Source organism: Mycobacterium sp. MUNTM1 (assembly GCF_054660795.1).
This window is the reverse complement of sequence record NZ_BAAGDE010000069.1, coordinates 18,538-30,545: the sequence shown is the minus strand read 5'-3', so window position 1 is coordinate 30,545 and position 12,008 is coordinate 18,538. Positions and strand designations below refer to the sequence as shown.

Genomic DNA, 12,008 nt, shown 5'->3' with positions numbered 1-12,008 from the left:
GGGCGGCGGTCCGGGCGGGGCCGCGACCGCGCCCGGGTCTGCGGGCGCCGGGTCCGGATCCGCCAGCGCGGGAGCGGCGCTGAGCACCAGCGCCAAGCCCATGACGGACGCCAAGCCGGCGGCGTTCAGAGCGGCGAAGCGGCGCTTCAACGTAGCGGCCCTCGTCCAGCCCGACATATGCATACCTCCACTCGATGTCTCGACACAGTCTGGCATAGAGGCCGCGCCAGCTACCGTCACCGCCGGTCGGGTGCTCCCCGGAAAGGGCGGCGATCAGGGGGTTGACCTGGGCGGCTATGAATCGGGTGAGCTTGTCGGAGCAACGTCCAGCATCCGCCGGTTGGCCACGATGCCGGTGAGCGCGACGGCCATCAGGGCCGCCGAAGCGGTCAGCATCATCGTGACGCTGCGCTCGTAGAACAGGCCGCCGGCCAGCGAGCCGGCCATGATGCCGACCTGGAAGGCGGTCACGTAGAGACCCGACGCCCCGTCGGGGTCGTCGGCGCCGTTGCGCATCGCTGCGGACTGCATCATCGGGGAGACCGCGGTGGCCATCGCCCCCCACAGCACGATGGCGGCGGTGCCGATCAGCGCGGTGGCCACGCCCGTCCTACCACCGCACGCCAGCCCGGTCAACACCACGAAGGCTGACGTCAGCCCCGTGATGCACAGGATGATGGCGCCCTTGGGCCGGTGGTCCAGCGGCCGCGCCACCAGCGGCAACGACAGCAGGCCGGCCAGCCCGTACGCGGCCAGCACGAAGGCGAGGTTGGGCCCGCGTACGCCGAGGACGTTGCGGATCAGCTCGACGATGTAGGTGTAGGACACGAAGTGGCCGGTGACCGCGATCATCGCCAGCACGCTCACCAGGATCAGCCGCGGGTTGCGGTGGTGTCGCGACCTGGGACCCACGTGGGCGAGCTGGTCCTCGGTGAGCACCATCTCGGGCAGCATCAGCCGGGCGGCGAGAGTGACGGCGGCGGCCGCGACGGTGACGCACACGACGGCCAGGCGCCAGCCCCACATGAGGCTCAGCGCGGCGGTCAGCGGGCTGCCCACCACCAGCGCGAGGCTGGTGCCGACGTAGATCGACATGGTGGCGCGCCCCGCATGCGTCGGCGGCACCAGCCGGGTCGCGATCGGCGCGATGACCGCCCACAGCAGGCCGTGGGTGATCGCGCAGAGCACCCGCCCGGCGGCCAGCACCGCGAAGTTGGGCGCCAGCGCCGAGATGACCTGCGAGGCGGTCAGACAGGTCAGGCTGAGCATGAGCGCGCGGCGCCGCGGCCAATGCGCCGTCCAGCGCACCAGCGGAAACGTCGTGAGGGCCGCCACGAAGGCGTACCAGGTCAGCAGCGTTCCGACCGCAAACAGGCTGACGTGCAGGTCGCGAGCGATGGCCGGCAGCGCGCCGACCGGCAGAATCTCGGCGGTGACGTAGGTGAAGGCCGCGGCGGCCAGCACAGCCAACTGAGCCGCGATCCGTGGGGTCCACGTTCGCGCGGCAGCGTTGATTTCGGCAGTCATGGCGTCTGTATCGGCCGGACTACCCATTTCCTGGGTTGTCGCGCCTAATGCGATCACACTGCCTTACCGTACGGACCGCAACCACGCCTCCCCCTGAATCAGGGCCGGGACACGGGTCTCAACTACATCACCGATGAGGCACGAAATCAGGAACGAACCAGGCGCGCGATCGCGGCGGAGGCTTCGGCGAGCTTGTCGTCGGCATCGTCGCCGCCCTCGGCGACCGCGCGGGTGACGCAGTGGCTCAGGTGCTCGTCGAGCAGGTTCAGGGCGACCGATCGCAGCGCGCTGTTGACGGCGCTGACCTGGGTGAGGACGTCGATGCAGTACTTGTCCTCTTCGATCATCCGGGCGATGCCCCGCACCTGGCCCTCGATGCGCCGCAGCCGCTTGGCGTAGTTGTCCTTCTGCTGCGAGTACCCGTGGTCGTTCGTCATCTGTCTCCCCTGCCAATTCGCCCGCCCTGCGGCGGCGGCACGCCAAACTCCAGCTTATACCCCGTCGGGGTATCACCCCGGAAATTGGCATCGCGACTGGCCAGCGCATACTTGAACAATGCCCACCACCGATTCGGCCGCATCCGCCGACATCAAGCCGCGTAGTCGTGACGTCACCGACGGCCTGGAGAAGGCCGCCGCCCGGGGCATGCTGCGGGCCGTAGGCATGGGGGACGAGGACTTCGCCAAGCCGCAGATCGGCGTCGCGTCGTCGTGGAACGAGATCACCCCGTGCAACCTCTCGCTGGACCGGCTGGCCAAGGCGGTCAAGGAGGGCGTGTTCTCGGCCGGTGGTTACCCGCTGGAGTTCGGCACGATCTCGGTGTCCGACGGCATCTCGATGGGCCACGAGGGCATGCACTTCTCGCTGGTGTCGCGCGAGGTGATCGCCGACAGCGTCGAGACGGTGATGCAGGCCGAACGCCTGGACGGCTCGGTCCTGCTGGCCGGCTGCGACAAGTCGCTGCCCGGCATGCTGATGGCCGCCGCCCGGCTGGACCTGGCCTCGGTGTTCCTGTATGCGGGCTCGATCCTGCCCGGGGTCGCCAAGCTGTCTGACGGCAGCGAGCGCGAGGTCACCATCATCGACGCGTTCGAGGCGGTCGGCGCCTGCGCCCGGGGCCTGATGCCCCGCGAGGACGTCGACGCCATCGAGCGCGCGATCTGTCCCGGTGAGGGCGCGTGCGGCGGCATGTACACCGCCAACACGATGGCCAGCGCCGCCGAGGCGCTCGGCATGTCGCTGCCGGGCAGCGCGGCACCGCCGGCCACCGACCGCCGCCGCGACGGGTTCGCGCGGCGCAGCGGTGCGGCCGTCGTCGAACTGCTGCGGCGCGGCATCACCGCCCGCGACATCCTCACCAAGGAGGCTTTCGAGAACGCGATCGCCGTGGTGATGGCGTTCGGCGGCTCGACCAACGCGGTGCTGCACCTGCTGGCCATCGCCCACGAGGCCGGCGTCGCGCTCTCGCTCGACGATTTCAGCCGGATCGGGTCGAAGGTCCCACACCTCGCCGACGTGAAGCCGTTCGGGCGCCACGTCATGTCCCACGTCGACCACATCGGCGGCGTGCCGGTGGTGATGAAGGCGCTGCTGGATGCCGGGCTGCTGCGCGGCGACTGCCTGACGGTGACCGGTGCGACGGTGGCCGAGAACCTGGCCGAGATCGCCCCACCCGACCCGGACGGCAAGGTGCTGCGCGCGCTGAGCAATCCCATCCACCCGACCGGCGGCATCACCATCCTGCGGGGCTCGCTGGCGCCCGAGGGTGCGGTGGTCAAGTCGGCCGGTTTCGACTCCGACGTGTTCGAGGGCACCGCAAGGGTTTTCGACGGGGAGCGGGCCGCGCTGGACGCTTTGGAGGACGGCACCATCACCAAGGGCGACGCGGTGGTGATCCGCTACGAAGGACCCAAGGGCGGGCCCGGCATGCGCGAAATGCTGGCCATCACCGGCGCCATCAAGGGCGCCGGCCTGGGCAAAGACGTGCTGCTGCTGACCGACGGCCGCTTCTCCGGCGGGACCACCGGCCTGTGCGTCGGTCACATCGCGCCCGAGGCGGTCGACGCCGGGCCGATCGCGTTCCTGCGCGACGGCGACCGGATCCGGCTGGACGTGGCCAACCACGTGCTCGACGTGCTGACCGATCCGGCCGAATTCGAGGCTCGGCGAAAGGATTTCACCCCGCCGGAGCCGCGCTACAAGACCGGCGTGCTGGCCAAGTACGTGAAGCTGGTCAGCTCGGCCGCCATCGGCGCGGTCTGCGGTTAACGGCCCTTTTGGCGCGAGCGTGCGCAGAATGCCAGCGGCACACGGCGTGTCGTGTGCACACACGCACGCTCGCGCCGAGGGTGATCAGACGTGCGTGTCCGACGCGCGGGTGCGCATGCCGAAGTAGGTCGCGTTGAAGCCCAGGAACGCCAACAACACACCGGCGACGACATTCGACCACGTCATGCCGGCGGTCATCACGACGCCCGGCAGGATCCACGTCGAGACGATGACCCACAGGCCCAGCACCGGCAGCGTCCAGGTCATGCCGTGCGCGCGATCCAGCGTCGTCGCGAACCCGTAGGCCAGGAACGCCGCCGCGATCCCGACGATCAGGTCGGATGTGGCAAGCGATGCCGTGCCGTTGAATCCGACGATCCACGGCGATGCGGCCACGTACAGGCCGGTCAGCAGGGCCAGACCGAACGTGACATGCGCGCTCATCGACTCGGCCACGCGCTCGTAACGCGCTCGCAGAGCCAACAAATCGGGGTGGTGATCGATTGATGAATGGACTGTACTCATTTTGTGACCTTTCTGTTATGCGGCAAGCCTTTTGAGCGTTGTCGCACCCATCCATCTGCCGTCAAGATTACGCCCGCACGCCGTTGGCCAGCAACGAAAACCGGCGTCACGGCAGGGCCGTCCGTCGGGGCCGAATAGACAACGCGCGTAGCGTCTCAGGCCATGGATATCGCGGACCGGCTGCGGCTCGACGCTCCGGTCGGGCAGGCCGGCATGGGCGGCGGGCTGGCGGGCGCGGAGCTGGCGGGCGCGGTAGCCCGGGCGGGCGGACTGGGCACACTGGGCATCGACACGCCCCAGCGGCTACGCACGTCGATCGAGCGGGTGCGTGCGCAGGCGCCGGACCGCGCGGTCGCGGTAAACCTGTTGATGCCCTTCGTTCATCGCCGGCACGTCGCTGTCTGCGTCGACGCGCGGGTGGACGCCGTCGTGCTGGCGTTCGGCGAAAAGCCGGGGCTCGTGGAGCATCTGCGCGATGCGGGGATCTTCGTCTTCGTCATGGTGGGCACCGCTGCGCAGGCGCGTGCTGCGATCGCCGCCGGCGCCGACGGTGTGATCGCCCAGGGGCGCGAGGCCGGCGGCCATCTGGTGGGAACCATGGCGGCTCTGGACTTTTTGCCGCGCGCCCTCGCCGCGGCCGCCGGTCGTCCGGTGTTCGTCGCCGGCGGCATCGCCACCGGCGCCGACACGCGAGCCGCGCTGGACGCCGGCGCCAGCGGTGTCATTGCCGGCACGCGCTTCCTGTTGACCCACGAGGCCAACGCGAGCCGCTCCTACCAGCAGCGGATCCTGCAGGCGGACAAGACAATCGAAACCAACCTGTTCGGCCTGAGCTGGCCGCTGCGCCACCGCGTCGTCCCCAACGCGGCCACCCGCCGATGGTGCCACCGAAACGGAAAGGCCAAGGCGCTGCCCGCCGCCTTGAACGCGGCCAGCCGACCGCTGTCGGCGCTGGGCTATTTCGACGCGGGACCGCTGATGCGCCTGCAGTCGCCCGCCCTGCCGTTCTTCACACCGCTGGCGCCGGTGGCCGGCGTGCCCGATTCCTGGTTGGACAGTGCGGCCCTGTATGCGGGCGAAACCGCTTTGCGGATCGGCGAACTCACCTCCGCCGAGCGGGCCGTCGACGACCTCGCTTCCCGCTGAGGGCTACCGCACCAACGCGAACGCGAAGCCGTCCCACCGCTTGGCGCCCACCGTCTGCAGCACCGCGGTGTCCAGCCGCGGGTGCTCGCCCATCGCCTGCAGCGTCTGGCGCACCGCCTGCGCCTGGGCGTCGGACTCCGGATCGAGGATCTGGCCCTGGCGAATCACGTTGTCCGCCACGATTACCGCGCCGGGGCGGGCCAATCGCACCGCCCACTCCAGGTACGCCGGGTAGTTCTCCTTGTCGGCGTCGATGAAGATCAGATCGAACGGCCCGGTCACCGTCGGCAGCGTGTCCAGTGCGGCCCCGACGATCACCTCCACCCGATCGGCGAGGCCGGCCCGCTCCAAGTTGGCCCGCGCCACCTCGGCGTGCTTGGGCTCGTATTCCAGCGTCACGACGCGTCCTTGCGGGCCGGCGCCGCGCGCCAGCCAGATGGTGCTGAAACCGCCCAGCGTCCCGAGCTCGAGGATGCTGCGCGCACCGAGGGCACCGGCGAGCAGGCTCAGGAACTTTCCTTGCTGCACCGACACCGCGATCGACGGCAGCCCCGCCGCGTCGCTGGCCTCGAGGGCCGCGGTCAACGACGGATCGCCGTCCACCACTGTGCTGTCCAAGAATGCGTCGACGTCTTTGGGGGTTGGGTTCTCGGTCATGGCGCCCACGCTAGCCGCGCCCGCCGGCGTTGGCACGGGCGGGCGGGTCGGCATCGGACCGGTCGCGGGCGTTTACGGTATACCCGTGGGGGGTATATAGTGAGGGCGCGGTCGACCCGCACCGCAAGAATCACCACAACAGGAAAAGGGTGAGTTAAATGGCAACTTACGAGGCCGGTACCGAGCTGACGTGCGGTCACGAAGGCTGCGGCTGTCGCGTCCGCATCGAGGTTCCCTGCCACTGCTCGGGTTCGGGTGAGCCGTACCGCTGCACGTGCGGCGACGCGTTGACCCCCGTCAAGTAACCGCCGGGCCGGTCGTGCGTTCGGGCGTACGCCCCGGTGACTTATCGCCCGAACGTACGGCCGATCAGCTGGACCGTGGCGTCCAGCCGCATCGCGTTCGCCGACGCACTCACCGCGGCCGTATAGGCGCCCGGGCTGATCCGCCAACTCCTGGCGCTGCCGTCATAGCGGGCGAGCAGTCGCGGATCCGCCTCGACGGTCACCCGCCGTGTCGCGCCCGGCGCGAGATCCACCCGCTCGAACCCCAGCAGCCGTAAACACGGTTCGCCGGCGGCGGCCATCAGGTACAGCTGCGGTACGTCGGCCCCGGCGCGGTCGCCGACGTTGACCACGCTGAAACTGGCGCTGATGGTTTCCCCGCCGCTGACCGCCAGGTCGCGGTAGTCAAACCTGGTGTAGGACAAACCATGACCGAAGGCGAACATCGGGTCATGACCACGTCGGGCGAACCAGCGGTAGCCGACGTCGGCTCCCTCGACGTAATCGATCGTGGTCGGTGTCCCCCACGGTTCGCCCGTACCGGGCAGCCGCGGGCGCGGCGTCTGGGCGAGGTCGACCGGAAAGGTGATCGGCAGCCGTCCCGAGGGATTCACCGTCCCGGAGAGGATCTCCGCGACGGCCCGGCCACCGTCCTGGCCCGGAAACCACGCCTGCACAACGGCATTCACCGAGTCGCGCCAGGGCATGGATACCGGATTGCCGGTCTGCAGCACCACCACGGTGTCGGGGTTGGCGGCCGCGACCGCCGCGATCAGCTCGTCCTGGCCCCACGGCAGCGACAGGTCGCCGAGGTCGAAACCCTCGCCCTCCGCTCGGACCGCGAACACGATTGCGATGTCGGCGGTGCGCGCCGCCCGCACCGCTTCGGTGGTGTTGACACCGGGATCGAACTCGATGTGGGCCTGCGGGAGCAGTTTTCGCAACTCCTCCAGCGGGCTCGACGGCAGCAGGTACAGATTGCGCATCCCGGCCTCGAGGCCCGAGCCGCCGATCGGAACCACCCCCGCGTATCCACCCGGCGGGACGACGGTGCTCGAACCGTATCCGGCCGGCACGCCCACGTGCGCGAACCCGCCGATGACGGCGATGCGTGGGCCCGACCCGGGCGCCAACGGCAACAGGCCGCGGTTGGTCAGCAACACCGTGCCCTGCCGGGCTATCTCCAGCGCAATGTCGTTGTGCGCGGCCAGGTCCGGTTCCGGCGCCGCGTCGGTGCGGTCAACGCCGACGGCGAACATGGATCGCAGGATCCGGCGGACCATGTCCGACAGGCGCTCCGGAGTCAGCCTGCCGTCGGCGTACGCGTCGCGCAGCGGCGCGCCGAAGGACTCGGCCTGCCACAGCAGCGCGTCGATCTGGGCCCCGCACTCCTGATCGAGGCCGGCCAGGGCGCACTCCCAGTTCGGCGTGGCGCCCCAATCCGACATGACCCAGCCCCGGTACCCCCACGCACCTTTCAGCACGTCGTCGATCAGGACGGCGTTCGCGGCGGCGTAGTCGCCGTTGACCTTGTTGTAGGCGGTCATCACGGCGCCGGGCCGCGAGCGCTCGATCGCCAATTCGAAGGCCAGCAGATCGGATTCGCGGTGGGCGTCGGGATCGATGACCGCGTCCAGGAAGTGCCGGTTGGTTTCGTTGCAGTTCAGCGAGTAGTGCTTGACCGTTGAGATGACGCCCTGGTGCTGGATGCCCTCGACCGACTCGGCGGCCATCACCGCGGTCAAAAGCGGGTCCTCGGAAAGGTATTCGAAATTGCGGCCGTTACGCGGGTCTCGGGCCAGGTTCATCGCGCCGGCGAGCTGCACGTTGAACCCGCGGCCGCGCGCCTCGCGGCCGATCACCTCGCCCGCGGCCCGCGCCAGCGACGGGTTGAAGCTGGCGGCCAGCGCCAGGCCGGCGGGCAGCGCGGTGGCCGTGTCGCCGGCGCGGAAACCGGGATTGGTGATGCCCAGGCCGGCATCGCTCATCAGCAAGGCGGGCACACCGAGTCGGGGAACCCCGGGCACGTATCCCGCACTCATCGGCGTGTCGGCGGGAATGCGCTCGTCGCGCACCGGCCACATGTCGCCGGCCCCCATCACCGAGACCAGCAGCGCGAATCGCTCGTCGTCGGTCATCCGGGCTTCGATCTCGCGCGCCCGCGCGTCGGGGTCGGCGGCGTTCACCGGACGCCCTCTTTGGCGTAGACCACCCGCAGCACGTGCCCCAGTTCCGGTCCCATCACCAGCTCCGTCAGCTCACAGATCGTCGCAACGAACTCGGGGCCGTGCGGCGGATCGGCCTGGCACAAATGATGCGCCACTTCGTGCAGCATCACCAGCTCGCGCAGCGCCCAGTCGGCGGTGTCCCGATCGGGAACCGCGATAACGCCTGTGCCGTCCTGATTTTCGTAGTGCGCGGCGCTGGCGGCGCGCCGTCCCCGCACCCGCAGCGGCGACACGTCCGGCCAGCGTTGCCGCACCGCCGGGAGCGCCAGCACGTCGTCCACGTAGCGCTGCGCTGAGGCCACCGACGCGAATCGCCCCTCGGGCGGCAGCGTCAGCTGGGTGCCGAAGAACTCCACCACCTGCAAGCCGTGTTGGGCGGCACGGTCGAACAGCGTCCGGACGAACTCCTCGGCCGCATATACCTTGGAGCGTTGAGAATCCCGGCGTGGGGAGTTCCCCGCGGTCACCCGCTCAGCGCACTCCGCGCCCCGGGGAGTTCGGGACTGTTGCCGAGCCGCGCCCGCTTGCCGGCCCGGTCGCCGGCGCGCCGCGCCGCCGACGAATACCCGGCCGACGCTCGGCTGGCCTGCCAGGTGCCGCGGGCCTTCGACGCGCCGCGGTAGTAGTCAACCAGCTCGATCTCCTTGTCCCGCAACGCGATAGCGGTGCCCGGCGATCGGCGGTTATCTTTGGTGGCCTCCTGCCGAGCCTGGTCGCGCGCCTCGGTCAGCCGCTGGCCGACGCGCGCGCCGAACGCCAGCTGAAAGTTGAGCCGGGCGGTGATCGTCGGCGTGGGCCGATGCGCGCCCGAGGCCAGGTAGGCGTCCGACGCGCGGACCATCTGGACGACCAGGCTGGCGTACAGAGCGTGGCTGGCGTCGATGTCCTCGACGAACCCGTAGGCGTACACGAACGTCGAATTCGAGGCCACGTCGCAGCGCACGTCGTTGGCCGCGGCGATCAGCACGAACAGCTGGACGTACGTGCGCAACCCCTTGGTGCCGGCCGCCCCGATCGTGATGGTGCGCTGCGTCGGCGTCTGCGCAGCCGACCGCTGGGCCGAATGCGACCGCGCCACCGCGAGGTCGATGGACGCGGCCGTCGCGAGCCGCTGCGCGGCGGACATGAACGCGTCGGCTTCGTGAGTGTTGTCGGTGCCCTCGGCCTGACGCAGCAGTGCGGCGATGCGCGCCAGCATCTTGTCGTCAGTCATGGCGCCGCTCCTCCCCATCGCTTCGCTCTGCATCGTCGCCGGCGCGAGTCATGCCGCCAAAATACTCAAGCCATCCGACACGCCCCGCCTCACAGCCGAGCGCTGATCCAGGAGACCACGTCGTCGAGCACCTGCTCGCGCTCGGGCTCGTTGAAAACCTCGTGGTAGAGCCCCGGATAGACCTTCAACTCCACGTCGGTGGATCCGACACACTCGACGAGGCGGCGGCTGCCCGCGACGGAGATCAGCCGGTCCTGCTCGCCGTGCACCACCAGCAGCGGCGCCGTCAGGGCCGGTGCCCGCTGCGGCATGGTCTCGCCGACCTGCAGCAACGCGCGGCCGATGCCGGCCGGCACCTTGCCGTGGTACACCAGCGGATCGTCTTTGTAGGCGGCCACCACCGCGGGGTCCCGCGAGATGGCGTCAACGTCGAGTTCCTGCGCCGGCAGCCCGGGCACGATGGCGCCGAGCACCTTGGCGGCCAGCGCCAGCAGCGGCGACACCTGGTCCTGGGCCGCCACCGCGGGCCCCGACAAGACCATCAGGTCGTAGTTGTCCGGACGTTCGACGCCGTAGGCGAAGACGATGCCGCCGCCCATGCTGTGCCCCAGCACGATGCACTTGAGGCCGTGGTGTTCCCGGGTGGCGATGCCGACCAGGGTGTCGAAGTCGGCGGTGTACTCGTGGATGTCGCGCACCAGCACGCGTTTGCCGCCGGAGCGGCCGTGCCCGCGATGGTCCAGCGCGTACGTGACCAGGCCCGCCTCGCCGAAGCGCTTCGCGACATGGTCGTAGCGGCGCGCGTACTCCCCGAGACCGTGGGACAGCACCAGGACCGCCCGCGGGGCGATGTCGGGTGTCCAGACGTCGTAGACGATGCGCACACCGCCGAACCCGTCGAAACTGCGCTCAGTGCGGTTCATGAGTTCTGGGCGTTCAACTCCGACTCAGCCGGTAAGGAACGCCGCCTCCCTCCTTCGGACAGATTGTCGGTGGTCCTGGCACGGGGAGACCTCGGTACGAGCCAGTCGCTGAACCGTGAACCTCAACCTTGTTATGGCGGCGGAAGACGTCAATACGGGCAGCGTAGTGGCTGCTGATGCGCGACGTGCTCCCAGACACTGCGTAGGCTCATGCGAATGAGCCTTCTCGCGCAGAACTCTGAAGGTGACCCGGCGGCCGGCACGGATTTTTCCGCGCACGCCGAACCGTATCGGCGCGAACTGCTCGCCCACTGCTACCGAATGACCGGCTCCCTGCACGATGCGGAGGACCTGGTGCAGGAGACCCTACTGCGGGCCTGGAAGGCCTACGACCGCTTCGAAGGCAAGTCCACGATGCGGACCTGGCTGCACCGCATCGCCACCAACACCTGCCTGACCGCGCTGGAGGGGCGCCAGCGCAGGCCGTTGCCGGTGGGGCTCGGCGGTCCGAGCTCGGACCCAACCGCCGAACTGGTGGAGCGACGCGAGGTGCCCTGGCTGGAACCGCTACCGGAGCTGACCGAGCATCCCGCCGACCCGTCCGTCGTCGTCGGGTCGCGGGAGTCGGTGCGATTGGCGTTTGTCGCTGCGCTGCAATATCTTCCGCCCCGGCAACGGGCGGTGCTGCTGCTGCGCGACGTGCTGGGCTGGCGCTCCGCCGAGGTCGCCGACGCCGTCGGCACCACCACCACCGCGGTCAACAGCCTGCTGCAGCGCGCCCGCTCCCAGCTCGAGTCCGCCGGACCCAGCTCCGAAGACCCACTGGTGCAACCGGATTCGGCCGAGGCCCAGGACCTGCTGGCGCGCTACATCGCCGCGTTCGAAACCTATGACATCGATCGGCTGGTCGACCTGTTCACCGCCGAGGCGATCTGGGAGATGCCGCCGTACACCGGCTGGTATCAGGGTGCGGGCGCCATCATCACGCTCATTCACCAGCAGTGCCCGGCGGAGGGCAGCGGGGACATGCGCATGCTGCCGCTGGTCGCCAACGGCCAGCTCGCCGCGGCCATGTACATGCGCGCCGGCGACGTACACGTGCCCTTCCAGCTGCACGTGCTGGATGTCCAGGGCGGCAAGGTGTGCCACGTGGTGGCCTTCCTCGACGACAGCTTGTTCGCCAAGTTCGGGCTGCCCAGTGCGCTGTCCGCGGGCCAGAGTTGAGGAGGTTGCTTGC

The 12,008-nt window shown here is 69.7% G+C and carries 11 protein-coding genes and 1 pseudogene; 4 read left to right on the top strand and 8 right to left on the bottom strand.

Going from position 1 to position 12,008, the window contains the following annotated elements; genetic code table 11:
• Window positions 1-294: 294 nt before the first annotated feature.
• Together ACYQ8K_RS26755 and ricR are read right to left on the bottom strand one after the other, a co-directional pair.
• Window positions 295-1,554 carry an MFS transporter gene (locus tag ACYQ8K_RS26755; RefSeq protein WP_459973843.1) on the bottom strand — a complete coding sequence of 420 codons (1,260 nt, stop codon included), beginning with the start codon at window positions 1,552-1,554 and terminating at the stop codon, window positions 295-297.
• A 119-nt stretch (window positions 1,555-1,673) separates the two neighbouring features.
• A complete protein-coding gene (gene ricR / locus ACYQ8K_RS26750; RefSeq protein WP_459973841.1) occupies window positions 1,674-1,964 on the bottom strand; it encodes a copper-sensing transcriptional repressor RicR in 291 nt (96 codons plus the stop codon).
• 118 nt (window positions 1,965-2,082) lie between these two features.
• On the opposite strand from ricR, the gene ilvD reads away from it, so the two are divergent.
• Window positions 2,083-3,795 (top strand): dihydroxy-acid dehydratase, encoded by a 1,713-nt coding sequence (ilvD, locus tag ACYQ8K_RS26745; protein ID WP_459973839.1) that lies wholly within the window; start codon window positions 2,083-2,085, stop codon window positions 3,793-3,795.
• A gap of 84 nt (window positions 3,796-3,879) precedes the next feature.
• On the opposite strand, the gene ACYQ8K_RS26740 is transcribed toward ilvD, so the two are convergent.
• Window positions 3,880-4,320, bottom strand: coding sequence for an SPW repeat protein (locus ACYQ8K_RS26740; RefSeq protein ID WP_459973837.1), 441 nt, complete (start codon window positions 4,318-4,320; stop codon window positions 3,880-3,882).
• 162 nt (window positions 4,321-4,482) lie between these two features.
• On the opposite strand from ACYQ8K_RS26740, the gene ACYQ8K_RS26735 reads away from it, so the two are divergent.
• Window positions 4,483-5,466, top strand: a complete 984-nt coding sequence (locus tag ACYQ8K_RS26735) for a nitronate monooxygenase (RefSeq protein ID WP_459973836.1) — start codon at window positions 4,483-4,485, stop codon at window positions 5,464-5,466.
• 3 nt (window positions 5,467-5,469) lie between these two features.
• Here ACYQ8K_RS26735 and ACYQ8K_RS26730 read toward each other — a convergent pair whose 3' ends face one another.
• On the bottom strand, window positions 5,470-6,123 hold the full coding sequence (locus tag ACYQ8K_RS26730; RefSeq protein WP_459973834.1) for an O-methyltransferase: 654 nt from the start codon (window positions 6,121-6,123) through the stop codon (window positions 5,470-5,472).
• A 158-nt stretch (window positions 6,124-6,281) separates the two neighbouring features.
• On the opposite strand from ACYQ8K_RS26730, the gene mymT reads away from it, so the two are divergent.
• Complete coding sequence (mymT, locus tag ACYQ8K_RS26725; RefSeq protein ID WP_067124138.1) at window positions 6,282-6,428, top strand: copper-binding metallothionein MymT; 147 nt, start codon at window positions 6,282-6,284, stop codon at window positions 6,426-6,428.
• A 41-nt stretch (window positions 6,429-6,469) separates the two neighbouring features.
• Here the strand turns inward: mymT and ACYQ8K_RS26720 are convergent, their stop codons facing one another.
• The 4 genes from ACYQ8K_RS26720 to ACYQ8K_RS26705 all read right to left on the bottom strand — a co-directional run bounded on the left by ACYQ8K_RS26720 (window position 6,470) and on the right by ACYQ8K_RS26705 (window position 10,771).
• Window positions 6,470-8,545 (bottom strand): beta-glucosidase, encoded by a 2,076-nt coding sequence (locus tag ACYQ8K_RS26720; RefSeq protein ID WP_459973851.1) that lies wholly within the window; start codon window positions 8,543-8,545, stop codon window positions 6,470-6,472.
• Window positions 8,546-8,589: 44 nt separating this feature from the next.
• A complete protein-coding gene (locus ACYQ8K_RS26715; protein WP_459973832.1) occupies window positions 8,590-9,102 on the bottom strand; it encodes a TIGR04338 family metallohydrolase in 513 nt (170 codons plus the stop codon).
• Window positions 9,099-9,848: a DUF2786 domain-containing protein gene (locus ACYQ8K_RS26710; RefSeq protein ID WP_459973830.1), complete on the bottom strand. Its 750-nt coding sequence runs from the start codon at window positions 9,846-9,848 to the stop codon at window positions 9,099-9,101. The genes ACYQ8K_RS26715 and ACYQ8K_RS26710 overlap by 4 nt, the downstream gene beginning before the upstream one ends.
• Before the next feature lie 89 nt (window positions 9,849-9,937).
• Window positions 9,938-10,771 carry an alpha/beta hydrolase gene (locus tag ACYQ8K_RS26705; protein WP_459973828.1) on the bottom strand — a complete coding sequence of 278 codons (834 nt, stop codon included), beginning with the start codon at window positions 10,769-10,771 and terminating at the stop codon, window positions 9,938-9,940.
• A 133-nt stretch (window positions 10,772-10,904) separates the two neighbouring features.
• Here ACYQ8K_RS26705 and ACYQ8K_RS26700 point away from each other — a divergent pair.
• Window positions 10,905-11,995, top strand: a pseudogene (locus tag ACYQ8K_RS26700) (sigma-70 family RNA polymerase sigma factor).
• Window positions 11,996-12,008 lie beyond the last annotated feature (13 nt).

Coding starts and splice junctions, on each gene's coding strand:
- ACYQ8K_RS26755 (WP_459973843.1), bottom strand. CDS start 1,554: ATGGGTAGTCCGGCCGATACAGACGCCATGACTGCCGAAATCAACGCT.
- ricR (WP_459973841.1), bottom strand. CDS start 1,964: ATGACGAACGACCACGGGTACTCGCAGCAGAAGGACAACTACGCCAAG.
- ilvD (WP_459973839.1), top strand. CDS start 2,083: ATGCCCACCACCGATTCGGCCGCATCCGCCGACATCAAGCCGCGTAGT.
- ACYQ8K_RS26740 (WP_459973837.1), bottom strand. CDS start 4,320: ATGAGTACAGTCCATTCATCAATCGATCACCACCCCGATTTGTTGGCT.
- ACYQ8K_RS26735 (WP_459973836.1), top strand. CDS start 4,483: ATGGATATCGCGGACCGGCTGCGGCTCGACGCTCCGGTCGGGCAGGCC.
- ACYQ8K_RS26730 (WP_459973834.1), bottom strand. CDS start 6,123: ATGACCGAGAACCCAACCCCCAAAGACGTCGACGCATTCTTGGACAGC.
- mymT (WP_067124138.1), top strand. CDS start 6,282: ATGGCAACTTACGAGGCCGGTACCGAGCTGACGTGCGGTCACGAAGGC.
- ACYQ8K_RS26720 (WP_459973851.1), bottom strand. CDS start 8,545: ATGACCGACGACGAGCGATTCGCGCTGCTGGTCTCGGTGATGGGGGCC.
- ACYQ8K_RS26710 (WP_459973830.1), bottom strand. CDS start 9,848: ATGACTGACGACAAGATGCTGGCGCGCATCGCCGCACTGCTGCGTCAG.
- ACYQ8K_RS26705 (WP_459973828.1), bottom strand. CDS start 10,771: ATGAACCGCACTGAGCGCAGTTTCGACGGGTTCGGCGGTGTGCGCATC.